The sequence below is a fragment of the Paenibacillus sp. 2TAF8 genome (assembly GCF_052114825.1).
GTDB lineage: Bacteria > Bacillota > Bacilli > Paenibacillales > Paenibacillaceae > Paenibacillus.
Map to the genome: position 1 here is coordinate 18968 of NZ_JBFRFN010000023.1, position 17543 is coordinate 36510.

General features: G+C 45.5%; 15 protein-coding genes. 2 read left to right on the forward strand and 13 right to left on the reverse strand.

The window, feature by feature from the left end; translation table 11 throughout:
• Positions 1–12 precede the first annotated feature (12 nt).
• The 5 genes from AB4Z30_RS24725 to AB4Z30_RS24745 all read right to left on the reverse strand — a co-directional run bounded on the left by AB4Z30_RS24725 (position 13) and on the right by AB4Z30_RS24745 (position 4998).
• Positions 13–1371 (reverse strand): hypothetical protein, encoded by a 1359-nt coding sequence (locus tag AB4Z30_RS24725; protein WP_441930091.1) that lies wholly within the window; start codon positions 1369–1371, stop codon positions 13–15.
• The gene (locus AB4Z30_RS24730; RefSeq protein WP_145335759.1) at positions 1368–1619 is read right to left on the reverse strand and encodes an acyl carrier protein; all 252 of its coding nucleotides are present in this window, start codon (positions 1617–1619) and stop codon (positions 1368–1370) included. The genes AB4Z30_RS24725 and AB4Z30_RS24730 overlap by 4 nt, the downstream gene beginning before the upstream one ends.
• Before the next feature lie 544 nt (positions 1620–2163).
• Positions 2164–3219 (reverse strand): hypothetical protein, encoded by a 1056-nt coding sequence (locus tag AB4Z30_RS24735; protein WP_441930092.1) that lies wholly within the window; start codon positions 3217–3219, stop codon positions 2164–2166.
• A 49-nt stretch (positions 3220–3268) separates the two neighbouring features.
• A complete protein-coding gene (locus tag AB4Z30_RS24740; protein ID WP_441930093.1) occupies positions 3269–4762 on the reverse strand; it encodes a class I adenylate-forming enzyme family protein in 1494 nt (497 codons plus the stop codon).
• The gene (locus tag AB4Z30_RS24745; RefSeq protein ID WP_441930094.1) at positions 4759–4998 is read right to left on the reverse strand and encodes a phosphopantetheine-binding protein; all 240 of its coding nucleotides are present in this window, start codon (positions 4996–4998) and stop codon (positions 4759–4761) included. The genes AB4Z30_RS24740 and AB4Z30_RS24745 overlap by 4 nt, the downstream gene beginning before the upstream one ends.
• 1064 nt (positions 4999–6062) lie before the next feature.
• On the opposite strand from AB4Z30_RS24745, the gene AB4Z30_RS24750 reads away from it, so the two are divergent.
• On the forward strand, positions 6063–6890 hold the full coding sequence (locus AB4Z30_RS24750) for a hypothetical protein (protein ID WP_441930095.1): 828 nt from the start codon (positions 6063–6065) through the stop codon (positions 6888–6890).
• A gap of 431 nt (positions 6891–7321) precedes the next feature.
• Here AB4Z30_RS24750 and rlmD read toward each other — a convergent pair whose 3' ends face one another.
• Both rlmD and AB4Z30_RS24760 read right to left on the reverse strand, forming a co-directional pair.
• Positions 7322–8950, reverse strand: a complete 1629-nt coding sequence (gene rlmD / locus AB4Z30_RS24755) for a 23S rRNA (uracil(1939)-C(5))-methyltransferase RlmD (protein ID WP_441930096.1) — start codon at positions 8948–8950, stop codon at positions 7322–7324.
• A 188-nt stretch (positions 8951–9138) separates the two neighbouring features.
• Positions 9139–10023, reverse strand: coding sequence for a diacylglycerol kinase (locus tag AB4Z30_RS24760; RefSeq protein WP_441930097.1), 885 nt, complete (start codon positions 10021–10023; stop codon positions 9139–9141).
• A gap of 567 nt (positions 10024–10590) precedes the next feature.
• Here AB4Z30_RS24760 and AB4Z30_RS24765 point away from each other — a divergent pair.
• On the forward strand, positions 10591–11289 hold the full coding sequence (locus tag AB4Z30_RS24765) for an NPP1 family protein (RefSeq protein ID WP_441930140.1): 699 nt from the start codon (positions 10591–10593) through the stop codon (positions 11287–11289).
• Between the two features lie 86 nt (positions 11290–11375).
• Here AB4Z30_RS24765 and bioC read toward each other — a convergent pair whose 3' ends face one another.
• Genes bioC through bioA form a run of 6 tightly spaced genes read right to left on the reverse strand, consistent with a single transcriptional unit; the run spans position 11376 to position 17416 of the window.
• Positions 11376–12281, reverse strand: a complete 906-nt coding sequence (gene bioC, locus AB4Z30_RS24770) for a malonyl-ACP O-methyltransferase BioC (RefSeq protein ID WP_441930098.1) — start codon at positions 12279–12281, stop codon at positions 11376–11378.
• Complete coding sequence (locus AB4Z30_RS24775; protein ID WP_441930099.1) at positions 12256–13131, reverse strand: alpha/beta hydrolase; 876 nt, start codon at positions 13129–13131, stop codon at positions 12256–12258. The genes bioC and AB4Z30_RS24775 overlap by 26 nt, the downstream gene beginning before the upstream one ends.
• Positions 13128–14306: an 8-amino-7-oxononanoate synthase gene (gene bioF / locus AB4Z30_RS24780; RefSeq protein ID WP_441930100.1), complete on the reverse strand. Its 1179-nt coding sequence runs from the start codon at positions 14304–14306 to the stop codon at positions 13128–13130. Before bioF ends, AB4Z30_RS24775 begins: the two co-directional genes overlap by 4 nt.
• Positions 14287–15321: a biotin synthase BioB gene (gene bioB, locus AB4Z30_RS24785; RefSeq protein WP_441930141.1), complete on the reverse strand. Its 1035-nt coding sequence runs from the start codon at positions 15319–15321 to the stop codon at positions 14287–14289. The genes bioF and bioB overlap by 20 nt, the downstream gene beginning before the upstream one ends.
• A gap of 2 nt (positions 15322–15323) precedes the next feature.
• Positions 15324–16061: a dethiobiotin synthase gene (bioD, locus tag AB4Z30_RS24790; RefSeq protein WP_441930101.1), complete on the reverse strand. Its 738-nt coding sequence runs from the start codon at positions 16059–16061 to the stop codon at positions 15324–15326.
• A 2-nt stretch (positions 16062–16063) separates the two neighbouring features.
• Positions 16064–17416 carry an adenosylmethionine--8-amino-7-oxononanoate transaminase gene (gene bioA / locus AB4Z30_RS24795; RefSeq protein ID WP_311281719.1) on the reverse strand — a complete coding sequence of 451 codons (1353 nt, stop codon included), beginning with the start codon at positions 17414–17416 and terminating at the stop codon, positions 16064–16066.
• Between the last annotated feature and the right edge of the window lie 127 nt (positions 17417–17543).

The following is a 17543-nucleotide window of genomic DNA, read 5'->3' on the forward strand; positions in this document are numbered from 1 at the left end:
CTTCGGAATGCATCAGCGGGCGATCTTGAAAGATAACGACAACAGAACCTCCTTAAGTTTCGCGGACAAACGTTCGTTATCCCCTGTCCCCTCGATCAGCGAATAATACAATCTGCCCTTCACTTGCTTATTTCGGTTCCCCTTGCACTCGCTGACGACCTTGTTAATAAAGAGTGTATTCGCGCTTAACGGTAGCATGCCAAACCCTTGATCAGGCTTATATAGAACACCCTCGCGGTCCAGCGATTCCAGCAATTGATCGAAGGATACATCCCCTGCAAACTGTAAGGTCGCATGTGTCATACTCCCGGCCGTATCGTGCTTCTCGAGATACCGGTCAACGTAATGCTTGATCAGACTCATCGATCTTCTGGCATTGACCTCAACAATCGGAACGATGCGTCCGTCTCTTAGCAACATCGAATCGATACATACGTCGCCGTGATAACCCGACTGGTAAAGCTCGCGGGCCGCCAGCTTCATTACATCAAAGTACTCCGCTTCGTGCAGCATTTGAAGCAGCCTGTCATCGGCTGTATAGGAGCCTTGGTAAGCGAAATCGTGATTGACCAATTGCTGCACAGAGACATGCCGGTACTTACCGTCCGGATCAATGTGGAATTGGCAAGAGAAATCCAGCTCCTTGAAGAGGAACGGCTCAATAATAAACCGAACCGTTCTTCCCTTTCCACACTGATCGGCAAGATAGGATGTGACCCGCCGCAGAATTGCTTCCGACTCGATTAGCAAATTTCCCTTCCCGGATACCCCAAACTCATCTTTGATCAGAAAGGGGCCTTGTTTCAGCAGAGCCAAGCCGCTTGACAGCAGCTCTTCGTGGGAATAGACCGTCTGGCTGTCACACCGAAGCCCAAGGCGACGGTTCAATTCGGTTGAATACAGCTTAGAATTAACCGTCTGAACCGTCTCGACAGCTGGACAATCCTGTTCCAACCCGAAACGCGCGGCAGCACGGTCCGCTCCCGGAATGACCGCAAAAGGCGATAACCGGGCGCCGTTCAGCCAGTCTGGATCTATGTCACCCACATGATCAGTTGCGGTGAGCAGGTCGAATATATTGGCCGTTCTGCCTGTGCTTCCTGTATCAGGACTCTCAAGATCGGTTGAATTGGACAGAAATCTGAATCCGATCTCATGCAAATACGCTTTATGAGAAGCGTTCATTCGATAACGGGTAATAAGCCTATCCTGCTCCCCGCAAAATGGGAAAAGCAACTCATCCATGGCCATCACGACATTCTCCATTTGAGGATCGTTAAACGACGGCAGTTTGGCTTGATTAGGGTCGCGCCAGAAGCGTTCCGCGTCAAATGTCCCGATAACGAGCTCGAACTTGCGTCTATCGTTCATGCAGATGCCGTCTTCTGCAGCTCCGAGATATAATTGCAGAAGATTGTAACCGATTCCATGCAATCGAAGTCGAATTGTTCAAAATCGATTTCAATGCCGAAGTGCTCCTCCACCTTCAATAAGAAAGTAATTAGCTGTAAAGAGTCCATTCCCCCATCTTCCATGATGCTGGAATGACCGTTCAAGCTGTTTTCCAGCTGGGCGTCATCCTTGACTTCGCTTATCATCGCTATGATCTGTTCTTGCATAGGTACCTCCCGTGTAATGGATATATTGAACCTGGTAATACTGGATCGTTCTAGCGAGTGCCTCATGGAGTTCTTTCAAAAATTTGCGAGAATTCATGAAGGGCAAGTTCCTGCGTATTCCCAAATTGACAGGCTGTTCATACGTGATGCCCAGAAATCTTATAACCCCTTCCAGCAAATTGTCGATATACTGAAAACTTCTCGTCTGTCTGTTAGGTATGGTTCTATGGCATGAATCACAAGATGTCGGGTCAAATACTAGGAGAGATTCTTGGGTGAGTGGATTTGTTGTGGTTGTACCGGAAAAAGCGCATGAAGCCATGCGGATCGCCTGAAAGACAAGAAGGAAATAGACTGTCAGCAAACGGAAGCTTTAAGATAAGGGCAACGGTTTGGCTTACTCAATACGCTGTATCGCAACGATTATAATCCCGGCATCACTCCCTCCAAAAAATGCCCGGATCATCACTGGCTTCGGGCTAAGGCTTCTATTTGGGTGCAAGAAGAGATATCCACAACTGACATCATCTCTACTCCCGCAACATTACTGAATGCCTACCTTCTTCAGCCATCGTTCAAGGAATATGGATTCTTCATTTTCTATATTCATAATCAGCGTTTGTAAGCTTTCGGAAGTATTCGTATCCTTTGTCAAATTATATTTAATCGCTAGATTCACAAGGATCTTTGCTTTAAGTTCAATGGCTGTGTATTCATCTATATGCTCTTGATTTAATTCAATTAAATGCCGATTATCGTACAAGTACTTGAATCTTAGCGTCATCATCTTCTTATGATCATAAAGTAAATGAAAGGGTCTTATATCAAGCATAGCCTTATGTTCCGATGTCTCTTTCGCATGATTAAATAGAGTTGTGTATATTTGCATACCGAAGTCAAGATTATCCCTGTCGCCCCCATAGTTGAACATCTCCCAATACTCCGGCGTTTTGTTAGTAAAATAATTTCTTATAGAATTCACCAGGGTATCTGCACTGAATTTATCCTGATATTGATCATTGAATGTATACAGATAAACCATCTCTCTTAGATAATCATGATTCGTTGTTAGATGATTCATGTCGAACGCAAGATTGAAATCATTAAATGATATCTCAGCCTGACTATACACCCCGTTCTTAAAAAAATCGGAAACATACAATATCTCTCTATCCAAATCATAGCCGTAAACAAATATGTCATGATGCAATTGAAGTTTATTGTAGCGATCGCTTAGGGGCACGTAGAAATAATTGATCATGGTGTGGACATAGTTATTCGCATTAATATTTTCTATAATAAAATGAGTAACAGAGTCCCATTTAGTTGTTACAGTATCTCTATGTAACTTTTGAGTCGTAATCCATTTGCACGCATCCGAAGGCCGTAGCTCATAAGTCACAGGGAAATAAAAATCTCCCCAATGATGTTTATAATCTTTGTTAATGAATAATTGAATATAATTGTTAAATATCCATGGGTGAGCGCACTCGTAATGGGTAAGTATGGACAAGAGATGAGCATGTTGCGTATAGGTTGTAATCATCGGGTAACTGACCGGCAATATTTTTCTGCCTAACGTTTGAGTTGAATTTTTCAACCTTTCCTTCACCCCTGGTTATTTGGTTAAATGGCTCAAAGATTCCGAATCAGTATATCTCATTTAGCAATAAGCGCTTCGTGCTTGCCCTGTCCAGTTTTCCTGTTTTTGTTTTTGGAATGTGATCGATAATCCTCCATTGTCTAGGCACTTTATACGATGACAAATGCAAGTTGCAATGTCGTGTCAGTGCATCTATATCAATCGGGTATTCATTAAAAACTTTCAGAAATGCGATGGGCACTTCCCCTAAAAGATCATCGTGTACACCAACAACCATGACCTCCTCCACTTCTTTCAAGCCATACAAAAATTCCTCGATTTCTTCCGGATAGATATTGATACCGCCGGATATAATGATATTCTTCTTTCGGCCTGTGAGTATAAGACATCCTGATTCATTCCAATATCCCAAATCTCCTGTCTTTAACCAACCCTCGATAATGGTATCGTTCGTTAACTCCGGGTTTTTGTAATAACCGAGCATCACATTCGGGCCCTTGACCCAAATTTCTCCGATATCTGCTCCTTCAACCTCATTCTCTTCTTCGTCAACAAGACGAATAGAAACGTCATTGATGGGTGTTCCACAGGATAAGGAGGGCTCTCCCCGTTCCATCATGCTCACCCGCGGAGAAGCTTCGGTCAATCCATAGGTTTGAATAATGTCTGCGTGGGGAAATACAGTCTGAAGATGGTCTACCAATTTCGCGGGAGTCGCCGCACCGCTAATTACAATAAGTTCAATGGAATCAAAGGCACTCCAGTTCTTTGTCTGATGGAAATCAGAAACAAACTGCATCAATTGCGTAGGCACCGCCGAGAATGCCGTGACCGTCTTATTCTGAAACAGTTTAAACGCGGTGCGTGGCAGCATGGGTAAGCTGATAAGTTTAATTCGGGTTCCATATAACATGCAAGAAATCAATTGCGTGACAATCGTAGAACTGAAATGAACGGGCATCGTTACAAGAAATGAATCTTGATCCGTATACCCCACCTTTCTGCCATGTGCCAGCGCATTCGTTAATACATTCCGATGGGATAACATAACGATTTTAGATTTTCCGGTTGTGCCCGATGTAGGAAGGAGAATCGCACATTGCTTGGGATCGGACTGATTGGTTAACGAGATCGATTCGAACGAAGGCATGGGTTCTTGCGATAAATCCTGAGCGGTAACCCAAGGAATGTCGCAATTGATATGCGCAGGCTGTGCAGATTTGCTGATAACCAATTTGGCGTCACTGGCATTTAAAATATTCTCAATTTCAGTATTGGATGCCGAATAAGGAACCGGTACTAACACATAACCACAGAATTGAATGCCAAGCGCCGCAAAAATGAACAAGGGCTCATTATTTGTGTATAATGCAACATGACTTCCGGACTCAAGCTTAAAATTCTTGTGGATATATAAAGCAATCAGATAAGCTTCTGTCATCACCTCTGCGTAAGTCCATTGTTGCTTTAGATCTTCAAAGATAACATGATCTTGGCGATTCGTTGCCTCCAGAAATAGACGCTGAATGATAGTCATCATAGCGTTTTCTCAGTCAAATAATTAAGGATTAATCCAGCCGTGGAGAAATTCTCAAATAACAGATCTTCATCAGGGATCGAGATGTTAAACTTCGATTCCACTAGAACAATAAGCTTGACGAAGCTTACTGAATCGATCCCTTGGTCCAACAAACGGGTATCGTGGTCTTCCGGATACTCGATGTCCAGCTCAGCAAAAATTTCGTCTTTCAAGATCAATTCTATTGAATTAGACATCATGTTTCCCCCGTTAGATAATCTTTAGAAAAAGGCTGATTAGAGAGGATCGTATACGTGATGAGCAAGTGAGAGTGATTGTGAAGAAGAATATGTTCATAACGATAAACAAGGTGAATTTGCACTGAAAGAGTTGTTTACAGAGTTGTTTGCAGAGATGCTGCAATTCATGTTGGAGGCGGAGTATGACACGATGCAGGACATAAAAAGCTTGACGTGAAGAGTACAACGACGGAAATAATTGAGGGTTACCATCGTCAACATAGCAAAGACCAAAAAAGCATTTCCCCAAGCCATGAAGCGTTGCTGAAAATGCTTTACAAAACGAAGAGGAATGTCACTCGTAAATGGATAGGGCATGTACAAAACTGGGACTAAGTAACCCATTCCCTTTTCATTTTCTCCCTCGACGGGATTGAACTATATTGCGTAAAATGTTGCTTGGAGAGCGTTTACACTAGTGCTTTACAGCACCAAGCAATTGATATATTAAATATAATTACATATATGCCAATTGTCAACAATTTTGAAAAAGCCCGTTGAAGCCAAGAAGATGTTCAAATCTTGCTGTGGGGCTTTCAAGAACGAACGTCGATCCTTTAAGAAGAATGGCTCGATTTCAAACTGGAATCGCTAACGAACACACGGTGTTTACTAAATCAGTAATTACTTCATTATTACAGGTACAAAAAAAGACACGGAATGTAGCCGATCCAGACATGGAAACATAGGGACCACTTTGAACGTGTATGGTCACGTTTTGCTGGCGGCTGATTAATGCGCTGCAGATAAATTTGAATCAGTTTTAGAGTTATAATCAGATAAACTAATTTAGCTTAACAACTTCTCAAAACTAGGGCTTGTCTTAACACTAGATTCAATCGAATGATTTTAATAAAATTAAAGTCAAAGCTATGTCAGGCCATATTTACTTTTAAGAATACCCTAGAGAGTTGTAAGGCATCGTAATACTTTCACACTGTCGTATCCGATACAATATGTTAAACTTAATTCCACAAAATTTATTTACCATTAATTTTAATATGAAAGAAGTGAAAATAAGAATGTCCTTTCCTACTGAATCCACTTCTACTTATGCGGCACGAAATATTAAATCTCTTGCAATTCAGGCTTATCAAGATACTCTCGCTAACAAAGACTGTGCCGATAAGATTGATGCAATTGGGACGCAAATCGCGGATCTCTTTGTTTTCATTTATGGCTATACCGCTATTGACAATTCTGAGGGCATTGATACTGATGATGAAATTCTTAATTGGACCTTTATTGATGTTATGGACGATCTTAACGCTGCAAACTGGAACATTGCTTGTGGATTTTATAAAGCAGCTGCTTCTTGCCTTCGTAATGCTCTCGATGTCTCCAATGCAGCCTTGTATTTTCAAATACATGAAAATGRTCATAGCAAAAAGAACAAGACGGGATACAATTCTGAATTTTCGAAATGGGATAGTGGTTTGAGCAAAACACCAAATTGGGGAACAACCACTTCGTTAATAAAAAAACAACCTAATGTCCAAAAATTCAATAGTGAATACTCTTGGGAGTTTCCAAAAGACTGCCTCAACTTCTATCACTATTTATGTAACTTTAGTCATGGAAGACCTTTCGCTAATGACAAAACTCCGACTAATAGCATGAATTTAGGTTACAATGCCCCACAACTCGAGGAAGATTTATTCGAAAGATTTACTGAACTCGCTGAAATAACTATAGCCTGGATTTCAACTATGTGGCTAATTACTTTTCCTCAAATCCTAAGTACAGATCCACTTGGAGACCTTTCAACTTTCTACCCGTATAAAGAAATATTAAATTCTTCCAAAGGAAAGGACGCTCTTGAATTCGCTAAAAAAGTATGTAATTTATAATTTTTTTAAGTACAATCAATTTTCTTAATCTTCCTCTTCTCGCTCTCAATGGCTCATTTCAGTAGGAGTTCGACTCAAATATTGGACATAATTGAGTGGGGCTTAAGACTAATTTCAATAAAGTCCATCAGCATTTTATTGTAACGCCCTTATTTATTCTGCAGCTCAGCTGCAGGCTTTATAACTGAGCTATGAGACGAAGCAAAGTTCTAATTCCTGCAATCGAGCATCTGTTCACTGTAAATACAGCATTTATAATATAAGTTATGGTCGATTCCTATGAGAATTCAAGAATGTCTTTAAAACCATAATGTTTATCCGATATCAGATAAATCAATGACAGCTAATTCGTTGAATCATAAATTTAAAATCAAAAAAATAGGGACGTAAATATATTGCGTCCCCATTTCGTCCCCAGCTCATCGATCCACTTACTCCAAACCCCGCCGCTCCAACAAAGCTACACTCTCCACATGCACCGTATGCGGGAACATATCCACCGGCGTGACCTCTACCGTGCGATAGCCGCCATCCTCCAGCACTCTCAAATCACGTGCCAGCGTACTCGGATTACAGCTCACGTACACCACGCGTTCCGGCTTCATCTCCAGGATGGTATCGAGCAGACGCGGGTCGCAACCTTTGCGTGGGGGATCGACGACGATGACGTCGGCTTCGATGCCTTGTTCTTTCCAGCGAGGGATGACGTCCTCGGAGGCGCCAACTTCGAATTTCACATTCTTCATCTCGTTCAGCATCGCATTGCTGCGAGCATCCTCAATGGCTTCGGGCACAACCTCTACCCCGTACACCTGATCTGCATGCTGTGCCAGGAAAAGAGAGATCGTTCCGATGCCGCAATAGGCATCAATTACGGTTTCTTTTCCACTCAGCCCGGCGTATTCTACCGTTTTTCCATACAGCACTTCAGTCTGTACCGGATTGACCTGGTAAAACGAACGTGGAGAGATCGCAAATTGAACGTCCCCGATAAAATCATAGATTACATCGCGGCCCCACAGGACACGGGTCTCATCACCGAAAATCACGTTCGTCTGCTTTTTGTTCACGTTCTGACAGATGCTCGCCACTTGAGGGATCGCTTCACGGATACTGCCGATCCACTCATCTTTGTGTTGAATGTCCCGACCATTCGTCACCAGAACGAGCATCATCTCGCCTGTACGGAACGCCTTTTTCACCACGACATGACGCAACAGGCCTCGGCCTGTTTCTTCGTTGTATGCACTGATGCCGAGATGGCTACCAATCTCCTTCACCTTCGCTACAACTTCATCATTGTGCTCGTGTTGAATAAGACAGGTTTCCATGTCGATGATTCGGTGACTTCCTTTGGCATAGAAACCACCCACCAATCCACCTTCGGTTACACCAATCGGCACCTGTGCCTTATTCCGATAACGCCACGGCTCGTCCATGCCCATCGTTGGCAAGACACGAATCGCATGTTCTGTATTTTCCTCGTTCGTCTCATCCTCCACCAGCACATTCAGCTTCCCGATCCTTTGCAAATTATCGATCACAAGCTGACGTTTCCACGCCAGTTGACCAGCGTAGCTCATATGCTGAATCTGGCATCCGCCGCATTGATCGTAGATCGGACATGGTGCAGATACACGATCTGGACTGGCTTTGACAATCTCAAGCAACTTGGCGTACCCGTACTGCTTCTTCGTTTTCATAACGCGCACGCGCACGGTTTCCCCAGGAAGAGCACCCTGCACAAAAAGTGTGTATCCATCCGCACGGCCTACACCCTCGCCGTCATGGTTCATGCCAATGATCTCAATGACGGTTTCTTCATTTTTGCTAACAGGCAATCCTTCAATTGGCGCGGATTCACGTGCTCTGCCTTTGGAACGCGAACCAGAAAGAGATGCACCATTTGGCCGTACCTCTTTACCAGACTGACTTGTAGATGGACGAGTGGATTGCATGGATTGACTTGGCTGACGGGAAGCTGAAGCCTTCCCTTTCCCTTGAGGAGCAGCCGAATTCCGGCGGTTTTTTCCACGACCGCTGCGGTTCGTATTTGACAACGTACATTCACTTCTTTCTTATATAGTACACCGCCTGCAATGACGGTGAGTTAACCTAAGCTGTTCTGAACTGTTCTGAACTTTTCCGTAATTTTTCGTAATCTTAATAAAAGAATTGCCTTCTTCACGCCAAAAATAACGTTCCAAAATTCTAACGAATCTCAGAGACGTTATTTTGATGTACAAACTTACCGATGGAATAGCTGCAGATGATGCTTTAGATTCGTAAACGTTGCTGGCAAGGTGCCGCCCAGTTCACCATCCAGATTCAGTTGCACATACCCCGGTGAAGTGATCTCCATGTGATCCGTCTGGAAATGTACGACTTTTTTGTCGTTCAGATGCTCTCCGCGCAGCGCCAGCGTAACAAGACGGATCATATCCGCCAGGTTACATTTGCGTACACCAATGACATCGAACAACCCATCATCGATGGTTGCCCCCGGAGCGAGCTTCTCAAAGCCGCCAACGGAGTTCGTATTCGCAATGAGGAACAGCATGAATTCGTCATGAATTTCTTCCTGACCATTCGCACGAATGATTAATTCCTGCGGGGACAGGCTTGCCATTTTCTCAATCCCCTTCATATAATAGGCCAGTTGCCCGATCATCGTTTTCAAACGGCTCGGCACTTCATAGGTGAGTTCGGTTAACGATCCACCGCCGGCGATGTTGATAAAATACCTGTCATTCGCCTTGCCCAGATCGAGTGGGCGGGTCTGCTGTTGAATGACCAGATCCACGTAATCTTCCCATTGTCTTGGAATACCCAGCGCACGTGCAAAATCATTGGTCGTTCCCAAAGGAAATACACCCAGCGGAGGACGATTCTCCCGTTCAGCCATACCATTAATGACCTCATACAACGTACCGTCTCCACCAGCAGCAAGAATCATGTCATATCCGCGTTCAATCGCAATTTCCGCTTCCCGGGTTGCATCGCCTTCCCCCGTTGTTGCGTGACACGAAGCCTCTATGCCGCCTTGATCCAAACGCTGCAAAATATCAGCCAGACGTTTCTTCATTTCTTCCCGGCCTGAAGTCGGATTATATATTAATCGAGCTCTCTTCATCTGATACGCCACCTATTCCACATTATCCATGAGTCCGAATGACCTCATCTTCTTACGCTGCATCAGTCCACCAAGGGGCATCATTTCAATTAACACAACCATGCACTTTCGTTAATCCTGCCCAAACACTATATATAACTATGCCAGAGGAATGACGTCCCATTCCTAAAGCTATTGCTTCTATCATATCATCAAACGTAAAGATGTCCTAGCCTATTCCAGCTGTGATTTTTGCATAAACCCTAACACCCAAAGTCCCTTACCCTAATAAACAAGTCAAAGTCATCTTGAAACCGTTCTCTCCATCTACTTTGGCAAAAAAACCACTGATCTTCCATTCTGCCCGCTTGCACAGGAATTAATCTTGGTACTTTCCACTGTCTACATATAAATATAGTATGACAAAAATATACAGCAAATTTACAAATCTCAATATAAAAATATAACCCGAATCAATATTTTTCCAGTACCATGAATATACAGAACGCATCCATACATAACTGACTTCACTCTACTACGTTTACAAAGGAGAATTGCACGATGCAAACAACCAAAAAACTGGTACTGATGCTAATGGTTACCCTCCTCGCCTATTTACCGATAGGCACCGTTGCGGAAGCAGCCGTCATTAATCATGACCAGGTCGTCGGTTTTCAAGAAGTCACACCCGTAACGGCCACGCAAATCACAGCCAAACGTTTTCAACCTTTCCTGAAGGTCTATCATGGATGCGTGCCTTTTCCAGCCGTTGATGCACAAGGCAACACCAGTGCAGGCTTGGCAACGTCAGGATCACACAATGGTGGATGCGGCTCCAATCTGGGTCAGGTCTACTCTCGTTCTGCTTGGCATAATGGAGTGTGGGCGATCATGTACGCATGGTACTTCCCTAAAGACAACCCTTCTCCGGGATTTGGACATCGTCATGACTGGGAAGGCATTGTCGTATGGGTAGACAACCCGGCAGTTGCTAATCCCAAAGTACTCTCGATCGCCTACTCAGGTCATGGACATTTCACCAAAGTGGCACCAAGCAACAGCAACATGCAGGGCGATCATCCGAAAATCTCCTATAATAGCACCTGGCCGCTCAATCATGAGCTTGGTGTAACCAACGTTGTTGGGGGAACTCAGCTGCTAATCGGTTGGGATGATCTGACTCCAGCTGCGCGTAATGCCCTGAATACAACAGACTTTGGCAGCGCCAATGTACCATTTAACGATAACAACTTTGCGAACAATCTGAATAAAGCCTGGTTTAGATAGTTGGCTGGATAAAAAAATAGATCCCCTTCATGGCTGATAAGCCGCTTGGAGGGGATTTATCTGTATAATATGCCGCGTATGCTGCTTCATATCGCACTCATATCTGAAATGGCAGCTTCAATGAACAAGAGGTCATATGTCGCCCGAACTCCTCCTGCTGCCCCGACACTAAACCTATCTTCATACACCTTGTACATCTGAGTAAACAGAGTTCGTAGACTAACCTCTGGTACTTCAACCGCTTCCGAAGCGCTGGCCCCCATGCCTTTTACCGAGTGCAGAAAATCTCTTGCTGAAGCATATCTCTCGATATGAACCAAACGCTTCTCCCGATAACTCGTAAAACCTGATCTCTCCAGCATAACTCTCCACTCGTCAGCCGAATGAAACGAAAGTCCATGTCGCTGCGGTTGCATTCCGCAGGCTAGATATACCTCATGAAATGCCTCATGCATCTCCCGAAAAGTGTCCGTCCCAAAAGTTGTGAACAGAAGCCTGCCTCTTGGACGGAGTATACGTTTCAAGCCGGTCAAGGTCCGTTGAGGATGACGCAACCATTGAAAACAAGCATTGGAAACGATGATATCTACCGAGCATGAAGGGACTTCATGAACCCACCTTTCAATATCAGCCTGCACAAAACGAATTCCTTCTGCCGTACCTTTTCCATCTTCAGCATGCTTTACACGCCGGGATGCCAGACGAATCATTTCGGGTGCAATATCCAAGGCCGTAATACTGGCATCGGACCAATCACGGGCAATCATTTGAGTCAAAACACCTGTACCGCAGCCTACTTCAAGAAAATTCAGTGAATGGCTCAACGTATTGTTCTTGCCATGTGCAACAATCTCTGCGAGCTGAGCGGCCATCCCTCGCTGAACGTGGGCATGTGCATCATAAGAAGATGCGTTACGATTGAAACGCCGCTGAACATGGATGCTACTGTCGAAGCTCGTTCTATTTTCATCCCAACTCCTGCTTATGCTCATGCCACCACCTCCTCCACTCCTTCTCAATTCTGACTTCCTCACCCAGAAAAACTGCATGTCCCCTATCGTTCAGCGTCACTAACCTAGCTCGCGGTAACCGATCCAATAGTTCCACCCCTGCATCATATGGACAAATTTTGTCCTCATGCCCGTGGAATAAAAGGACTGGACAATCGATTCGAGCAAGATCGGGCAAATGATCCTCATAACGTAAAATCTGAAGCCCTGCCAGTAGCGCTTCTGGTGTCCAGCAACCAGCAGGGGGCAGGCGGTCAGCATACCCCATTTCCCCCTCCCGTGCCGTAAACATCATTTTGCGAAAACGACTCTCCACGTCTGGCTGATAATCCTTGGCTATGTCTCGCATCATCTGCCTGACGTACGCATCGTGCACACCAAGGCTCAGTTCCTTCTTATCCCGAACAAAACGTGCCGTTGCACTAAATAACACCAGCCCATCGGCATAACCTTTGGCTGCCAGTCCAAGAGCAAGTACCGCTCCCATAGACCAGCCCGAGATGAGTAACGGAGCGCGAGGCACGTTCTCTCCGCAAGCCCCTTTCAGCACGTGGAACAGTTCCGGCATGCCGATATCGCCATGAGCGGCGCCCTCATCCAATCGATTAGACCGAACTGCCCGAGATAACCACTTAGCGGTTGTTTCCACGATGTCCAGCATGTCTTCGGGAGTACTTACAGCACTGTAATCGAGAGAAAGATGTTGATAATCAGGCAAACGTTCCCGCAGCAAGTCAAACACAGCATCTGTCATACTCCAGCCCGTTAACCATAAAATCGTCCCTTTTTCTTTTTGCTCTACTCGTCGCATGTATTCATTCCGATTGTTCATGATCTGAGCACCCCGAGCTGATCTCCAACTTTCTTAATGAGAGCACTCGCCTGCCTCAACTCATCAAACGTATGCGCCGACGATACAGAAAAACGAATTCGTGCTGTGCCGACTGGCACCGTAGGCGGCCTAATGGCAATCCCTGCAATGCCGACCGCTTCCAGAGCTTCGCTGAATCGAAGTGCACGTTCATTGTCACCAACCATAATCGGCACAATTGGCGAATCTCCTTCCCCTACATGGAATCCTGCATTCGTCAATGCGGAACGAAACATTTCACTGGTCGAACGGAGATAATTACGGCGCCAATGCTCCGTCTGTACCAAATGTAATGCCGTCATAATTCCTGCCAAAAGCGAAGGTGGAAGCGCCGTAGAATAGATAAGCGGTCTGACTTTATTCATAAGATATCGTATTAATACGTTGTTACCAGATGCATAAGCTCCATATATACCGAAGGCTTTGCTGAATGTCCCGATATGCACATCTACATGGCGATGCAGTCCCAACTCATGACACAGCCCTTCTCCCTTTTCCCCGTAAACACCTCCACTATGTGCCTCATCCACCATCAGCATAGCGTCATATCGCCGTTTGAGTTTCACCAGTTCATGCAACCGTGCCCGATCCCCATCCATGGAAAACAGTGCATCCGTGACAATCAGCTTACGCCCTTTGTCCCGATGTTTGTGCAACAGAGCCTCCAGATGCTCCAGATCGTTATGCCGATATCTGGCATGATCCGCACGGCTTAACACAGCACCATCAACGATGCTGGCATGATTGTACTGATCGCTAAAAACGATATCTCCTCGCCCCGTAAGCGCTGCAATGACACCTGAATTCGCCATATAACCATTGGCAAAAACAAGAGAGGCTTCCGCCTGCTGCCAAGACGCCAGCGCTGCTTCCAGACGGCCGTATACTGAACCATTACCCGTGACAAAACGAGAAGCACCGGAGCCTGCACCTTCAACCTGAAGTGCTTCACAAATGGCTTGAATAATATCAGGATGCCCTGCAAGTCCCAAATAGTTATTGGAAGCCAGATCAAGTAAGCTATTCCCTCCTCTTACAATATGACCAGGACGTTCAGGAGACTTAGTACTATCGCGTAAATGACGTTGATTTGAGGCGTGAGCCAGTTTCTCAAGTTCATTTTCCATCCAGTTCATATTTATCGGCACCACCCTGCAAAGCATTGAGTTCAATCTCAAACCCCAAATCCTCAATCATCTGATGATCATTCGTAATGTCCTGACCTACTGTCGTCAAATAATCCCCCACAAAGATCGAATTGGCCGCATACAGCGCCAAAGGTTGCAATGAACGCAAACTAATCTCACGCCCTCCTGCTACACGAATTTCTTTGGATGGACAGATCAATCGAAATAATGCCAGAACCTTAAGCGCTCTCATCGACGTTATACGTGAAGCCCCTTCCATAGGTGTACCGGGGATTGCATTTAAAAAGTTAACCGGAATCGAATCCACATCAAGCTCTCGCAGTGCAAAAGCCATCCCTACAATGTCTCGCTGACTCTCGCCCATGCCGATAATAACACCGGAGCAAGGAGACATGCCGGAAGTTCTGGCCTTCTCTACAGTTTCAACCCGCTGGTCATACGTATGTGTTGTCGTGATAGACGGATAGTTATCTCGGCTTGTATTCAGATTGTGGTTGTAACGATGCACCCCTGCTTCAGCCAAACGTTCTCCCTGCCCCTCCTTTAAGATGCCAAGGCAAGCACAGATTTTAAGGGGTAGCGTTGCACGGATTTCTTTTACAGCGTCGATGACCTGCTCCAGTTCGTGATTTGTCGGTCCTTTTCCTGATGCAACGATACAATATGTACCCGCTTGGCGAGCCATTGCTTCCTGTGCACCTGCCAGCAGCGTTTCCTTATCTAGCAGACTGTATTTCGGAATAGATGCGCTGGATCGGATGGATTGAGAGCAGTACCCGCAATCTTCCGGACACAACCCGCTCTTGGCGTTGATAATCATATTCAGCTTTACTTTATTGCCATAAAAGTGTTTTCTTACGAGATAAGCCGCATGCAGGAGTGGCAGTACCTCATCATTAGCCGCATCCAGAACAGCAACTCCTTCCTCTACTGTCAGGCATTCGCCTTTCAAAGATTTTCTGGCAAGGGATGCCCAGTCTGTATCTTTAGGAGCTATGCTCATATTCATCGATATTCCTCCATTTTCTGAATGGTCAAAGCATCTCTGACGGGAGAAAGGTTGATCGTTGCCTGAACCGCATGGATTAACCTCTTGGAATCAATCTCTCCTGTAAGCTCGGGAAAATGTCCCAGACAAGGAATGCCGCTGTAGTGTTCAATGATTCTCCCGTTTGTCTCCACGCTTGGGTCAAGGTGCAACTCACCTGAGAGGCCGTCATTCAGAATGAAACCTAGAATTGAAATTCCGCGGCGCTCTAAGTATTCCATCGTAAGCAACGTATGATTAATCGTACCTAGCCCTGATCTTGCAACGATTAGTACCGGAGTCTGAAGTTCGGCTATCAGATCAGTTGTCAGGGCATCTTTCGTTATTGGAACCGCTACTCCGCCTGCCCCTTCAATAAAAACGGAATCATATCGATGAAGTATCGATTCCCCGGCACTGAGGATATCCTGTAACGTAATGTTCAATCCCGTCTGTTTTGCAGCAAGCATGGGTGCAAGTGGAGCCTCAAATGTGAACGAGGCAATATCCTCCGCGTCCGAATCCATCCCCGTGTATTTCAGCAAAAGCTCTGCATCTGTTGTGCCTTCACCCGCAAGTCCACCGGTCTGGACCGGTTTCCAAACGCCGACGTTTCCCCCTTCCGCACGAAGCGCGGCAACAAGCGCACCTGTTATTACCGTTTTGCCTACACCCGTATCGGTACCTGTTACGAATAACCCTTGTGTTCCATTCATCTCTACCGACCACCTTCGGTGACATCAATAATGGCTTTCATCAGAATATCGGTCATCGCATCCAGTTCTGCATCGGTGCTGGCAAGCGGAGGCATGAACACCACGACATGGCCTAAGGGTCTCGTCAGCATCCCCAGTTCCCGGGCACGCCCGGTTACACGAACGCCGATGCGTTCTGCCCATTCATACGCTTGCCGGGTGGACTTGTCCTTCACCAGTTCAATGCCCACCATCAGTCCCTTTTGCCGGATCTCTCCGACATGCGGAGCATCCTGAATGGCACGAAGTTTGTGCTCAACCAACAGTGCTTTCCTCTTTACACCCTCTAACATATGGTGATCTTCAAATCGTTTCAGGCTTGCCAGCGCGACTGCACACCCGAGCGGATTACCTGTAAACGAATGACCGTGAAAGAACGTTTTCTGCTTTTCATAATCCGCGTAAAAAGCACGATACACCTCTTCGGTTGCCAGTGTAGCTGCTACAGGCAAATAACCGCCAGTCAGCCCCTTCCCAACTACCATCAGGTCAGGGGACACTTCTTCATGATCACAAGCAAACATCATGCCTGTCCTCCCAAAGCCTGTAGCCACCTCGTCAGCGATAAACAGTACGTTATACTCCCGGCATAATGTCGCCATCTCGCGCAGACAGCCTTCGGGCATAACGATGATGCCACTTGCGCCTTGAACGATCGGCTCGACAATCATCGCCGCAATTTCATGTGCACTCGTTTCAAGAATCTTGCGTAGCTCAGACAGGGTAGCTTCCTTTGCTCCATGTGCACCACTCTCATGTCGATAAGCGTATGGATAGGGGATGACATAAGACGGAAACAGCATCGGTCGAAATACGTCATGATACAACGGAATGGCACCTACGCTCACTGCGCCAATGGTGTCCCCATGATAAGCCTGATTCATGGTGATGAATTTGGTTTTGGAGGTCTTCCCGAGATTCATCCAATATTGAAAAGCCATTTTGACTGCAATTTCCACCCCGGTTGCGCCTGCATCAGAATAAAATACTTTCGTCAATCCGTGAGGTGTAATCTCTACAAGTTTCTCGGCCAGCTCAATTGCAGGGATATTAGCCATGCCAAGCAGTGTGGAATGTGCTACTCGTCCCAATTGTGCAGTGACGGCCTCATTCAGCTCCGGCACATTGTGCCCATGCACATTAAGCCAAACCGAAGAAAAACCATCGTAGTAAGCCCTCCCCTGTACGTCATACAACATAACACCTTCGCCTCGTTCAATGATTAGGGGATCAGACTGGTTGTAATCCTTCATTTGAGTAAAAGGATGCCAGACATGAGCCTTGTCTAAGGCTACAAGCCGTTCATATGGTGTCATCGTGCAGCTCCTTTCCATCAAAATCATCTAATTAATTCAATTGTTAACCAAAATAATTTTTATGGTTAACAATTAAGACATGCACATCTTATCAAACAAATTCTCCGCTGTAAAGAGAGTTTTACAT

Coding starts and splice junctions, on each gene's coding strand:
- bioC (WP_441930098.1), bottom strand. CDS start 12,281: ATGAGCATAAGCAGGAGTTGGGATGAAAATAGAACGAGCTTCGACAGT.
- AB4Z30_RS24760 (WP_441930097.1), bottom strand. CDS start 10,023: ATGAAGAGAGCTCGATTAATATATAATCCGACTTCAGGCCGGGAAGAA.
- AB4Z30_RS24745 (WP_441930094.1), bottom strand. CDS start 4,998: ATGTCTAATTCAATAGAATTGATCTTGAAAGACGAAATTTTTGCTGAG.
- AB4Z30_RS24740 (WP_441930093.1), bottom strand. CDS start 4,762: ATGATGACTATCATTCAGCGTCTATTTCTGGAGGCAACGAATCGCCAA.
- bioF (WP_441930100.1), bottom strand. CDS start 14,306: ATGAACTGGATGGAAAATGAACTTGAGAAACTGGCTCACGCCTCAAAT.
- AB4Z30_RS24775 (WP_441930099.1), bottom strand. CDS start 13,131: ATGAACAATCGGAATGAATACATGCGACGAGTAGAGCAAAAAGAAAAA.
- bioB (WP_441930141.1), bottom strand. CDS start 15,321: ATGAGCATAGCTCCTAAAGATACAGACTGGGCATCCCTTGCCAGAAAA.
- bioA (WP_311281719.1), bottom strand. CDS start 17,416: ATGACACCATATGAACGGCTTGTAGCCTTAGACAAGGCTCATGTCTGG.
- AB4Z30_RS24765 (WP_441930140.1), top strand. CDS start 10,591: ATGCTAATGGTTACCCTCCTCGCCTATTTACCGATAGGCACCGTTGCG.
- AB4Z30_RS24725 (WP_441930091.1), bottom strand. CDS start 1,371: ATGAACGATAGACGCAAGTTCGAGCTCGTTATCGGGACATTTGACGCG.
- bioD (WP_441930101.1), bottom strand. CDS start 16,061: ATGAATGGAACACAAGGGTTATTCGTAACAGGTACCGATACGGGTGTA.
- AB4Z30_RS24730 (WP_145335759.1), bottom strand. CDS start 1,619: ATGCAAGAACAGATCATAGCGATGATAAGCGAAGTCAAGGATGACGCC.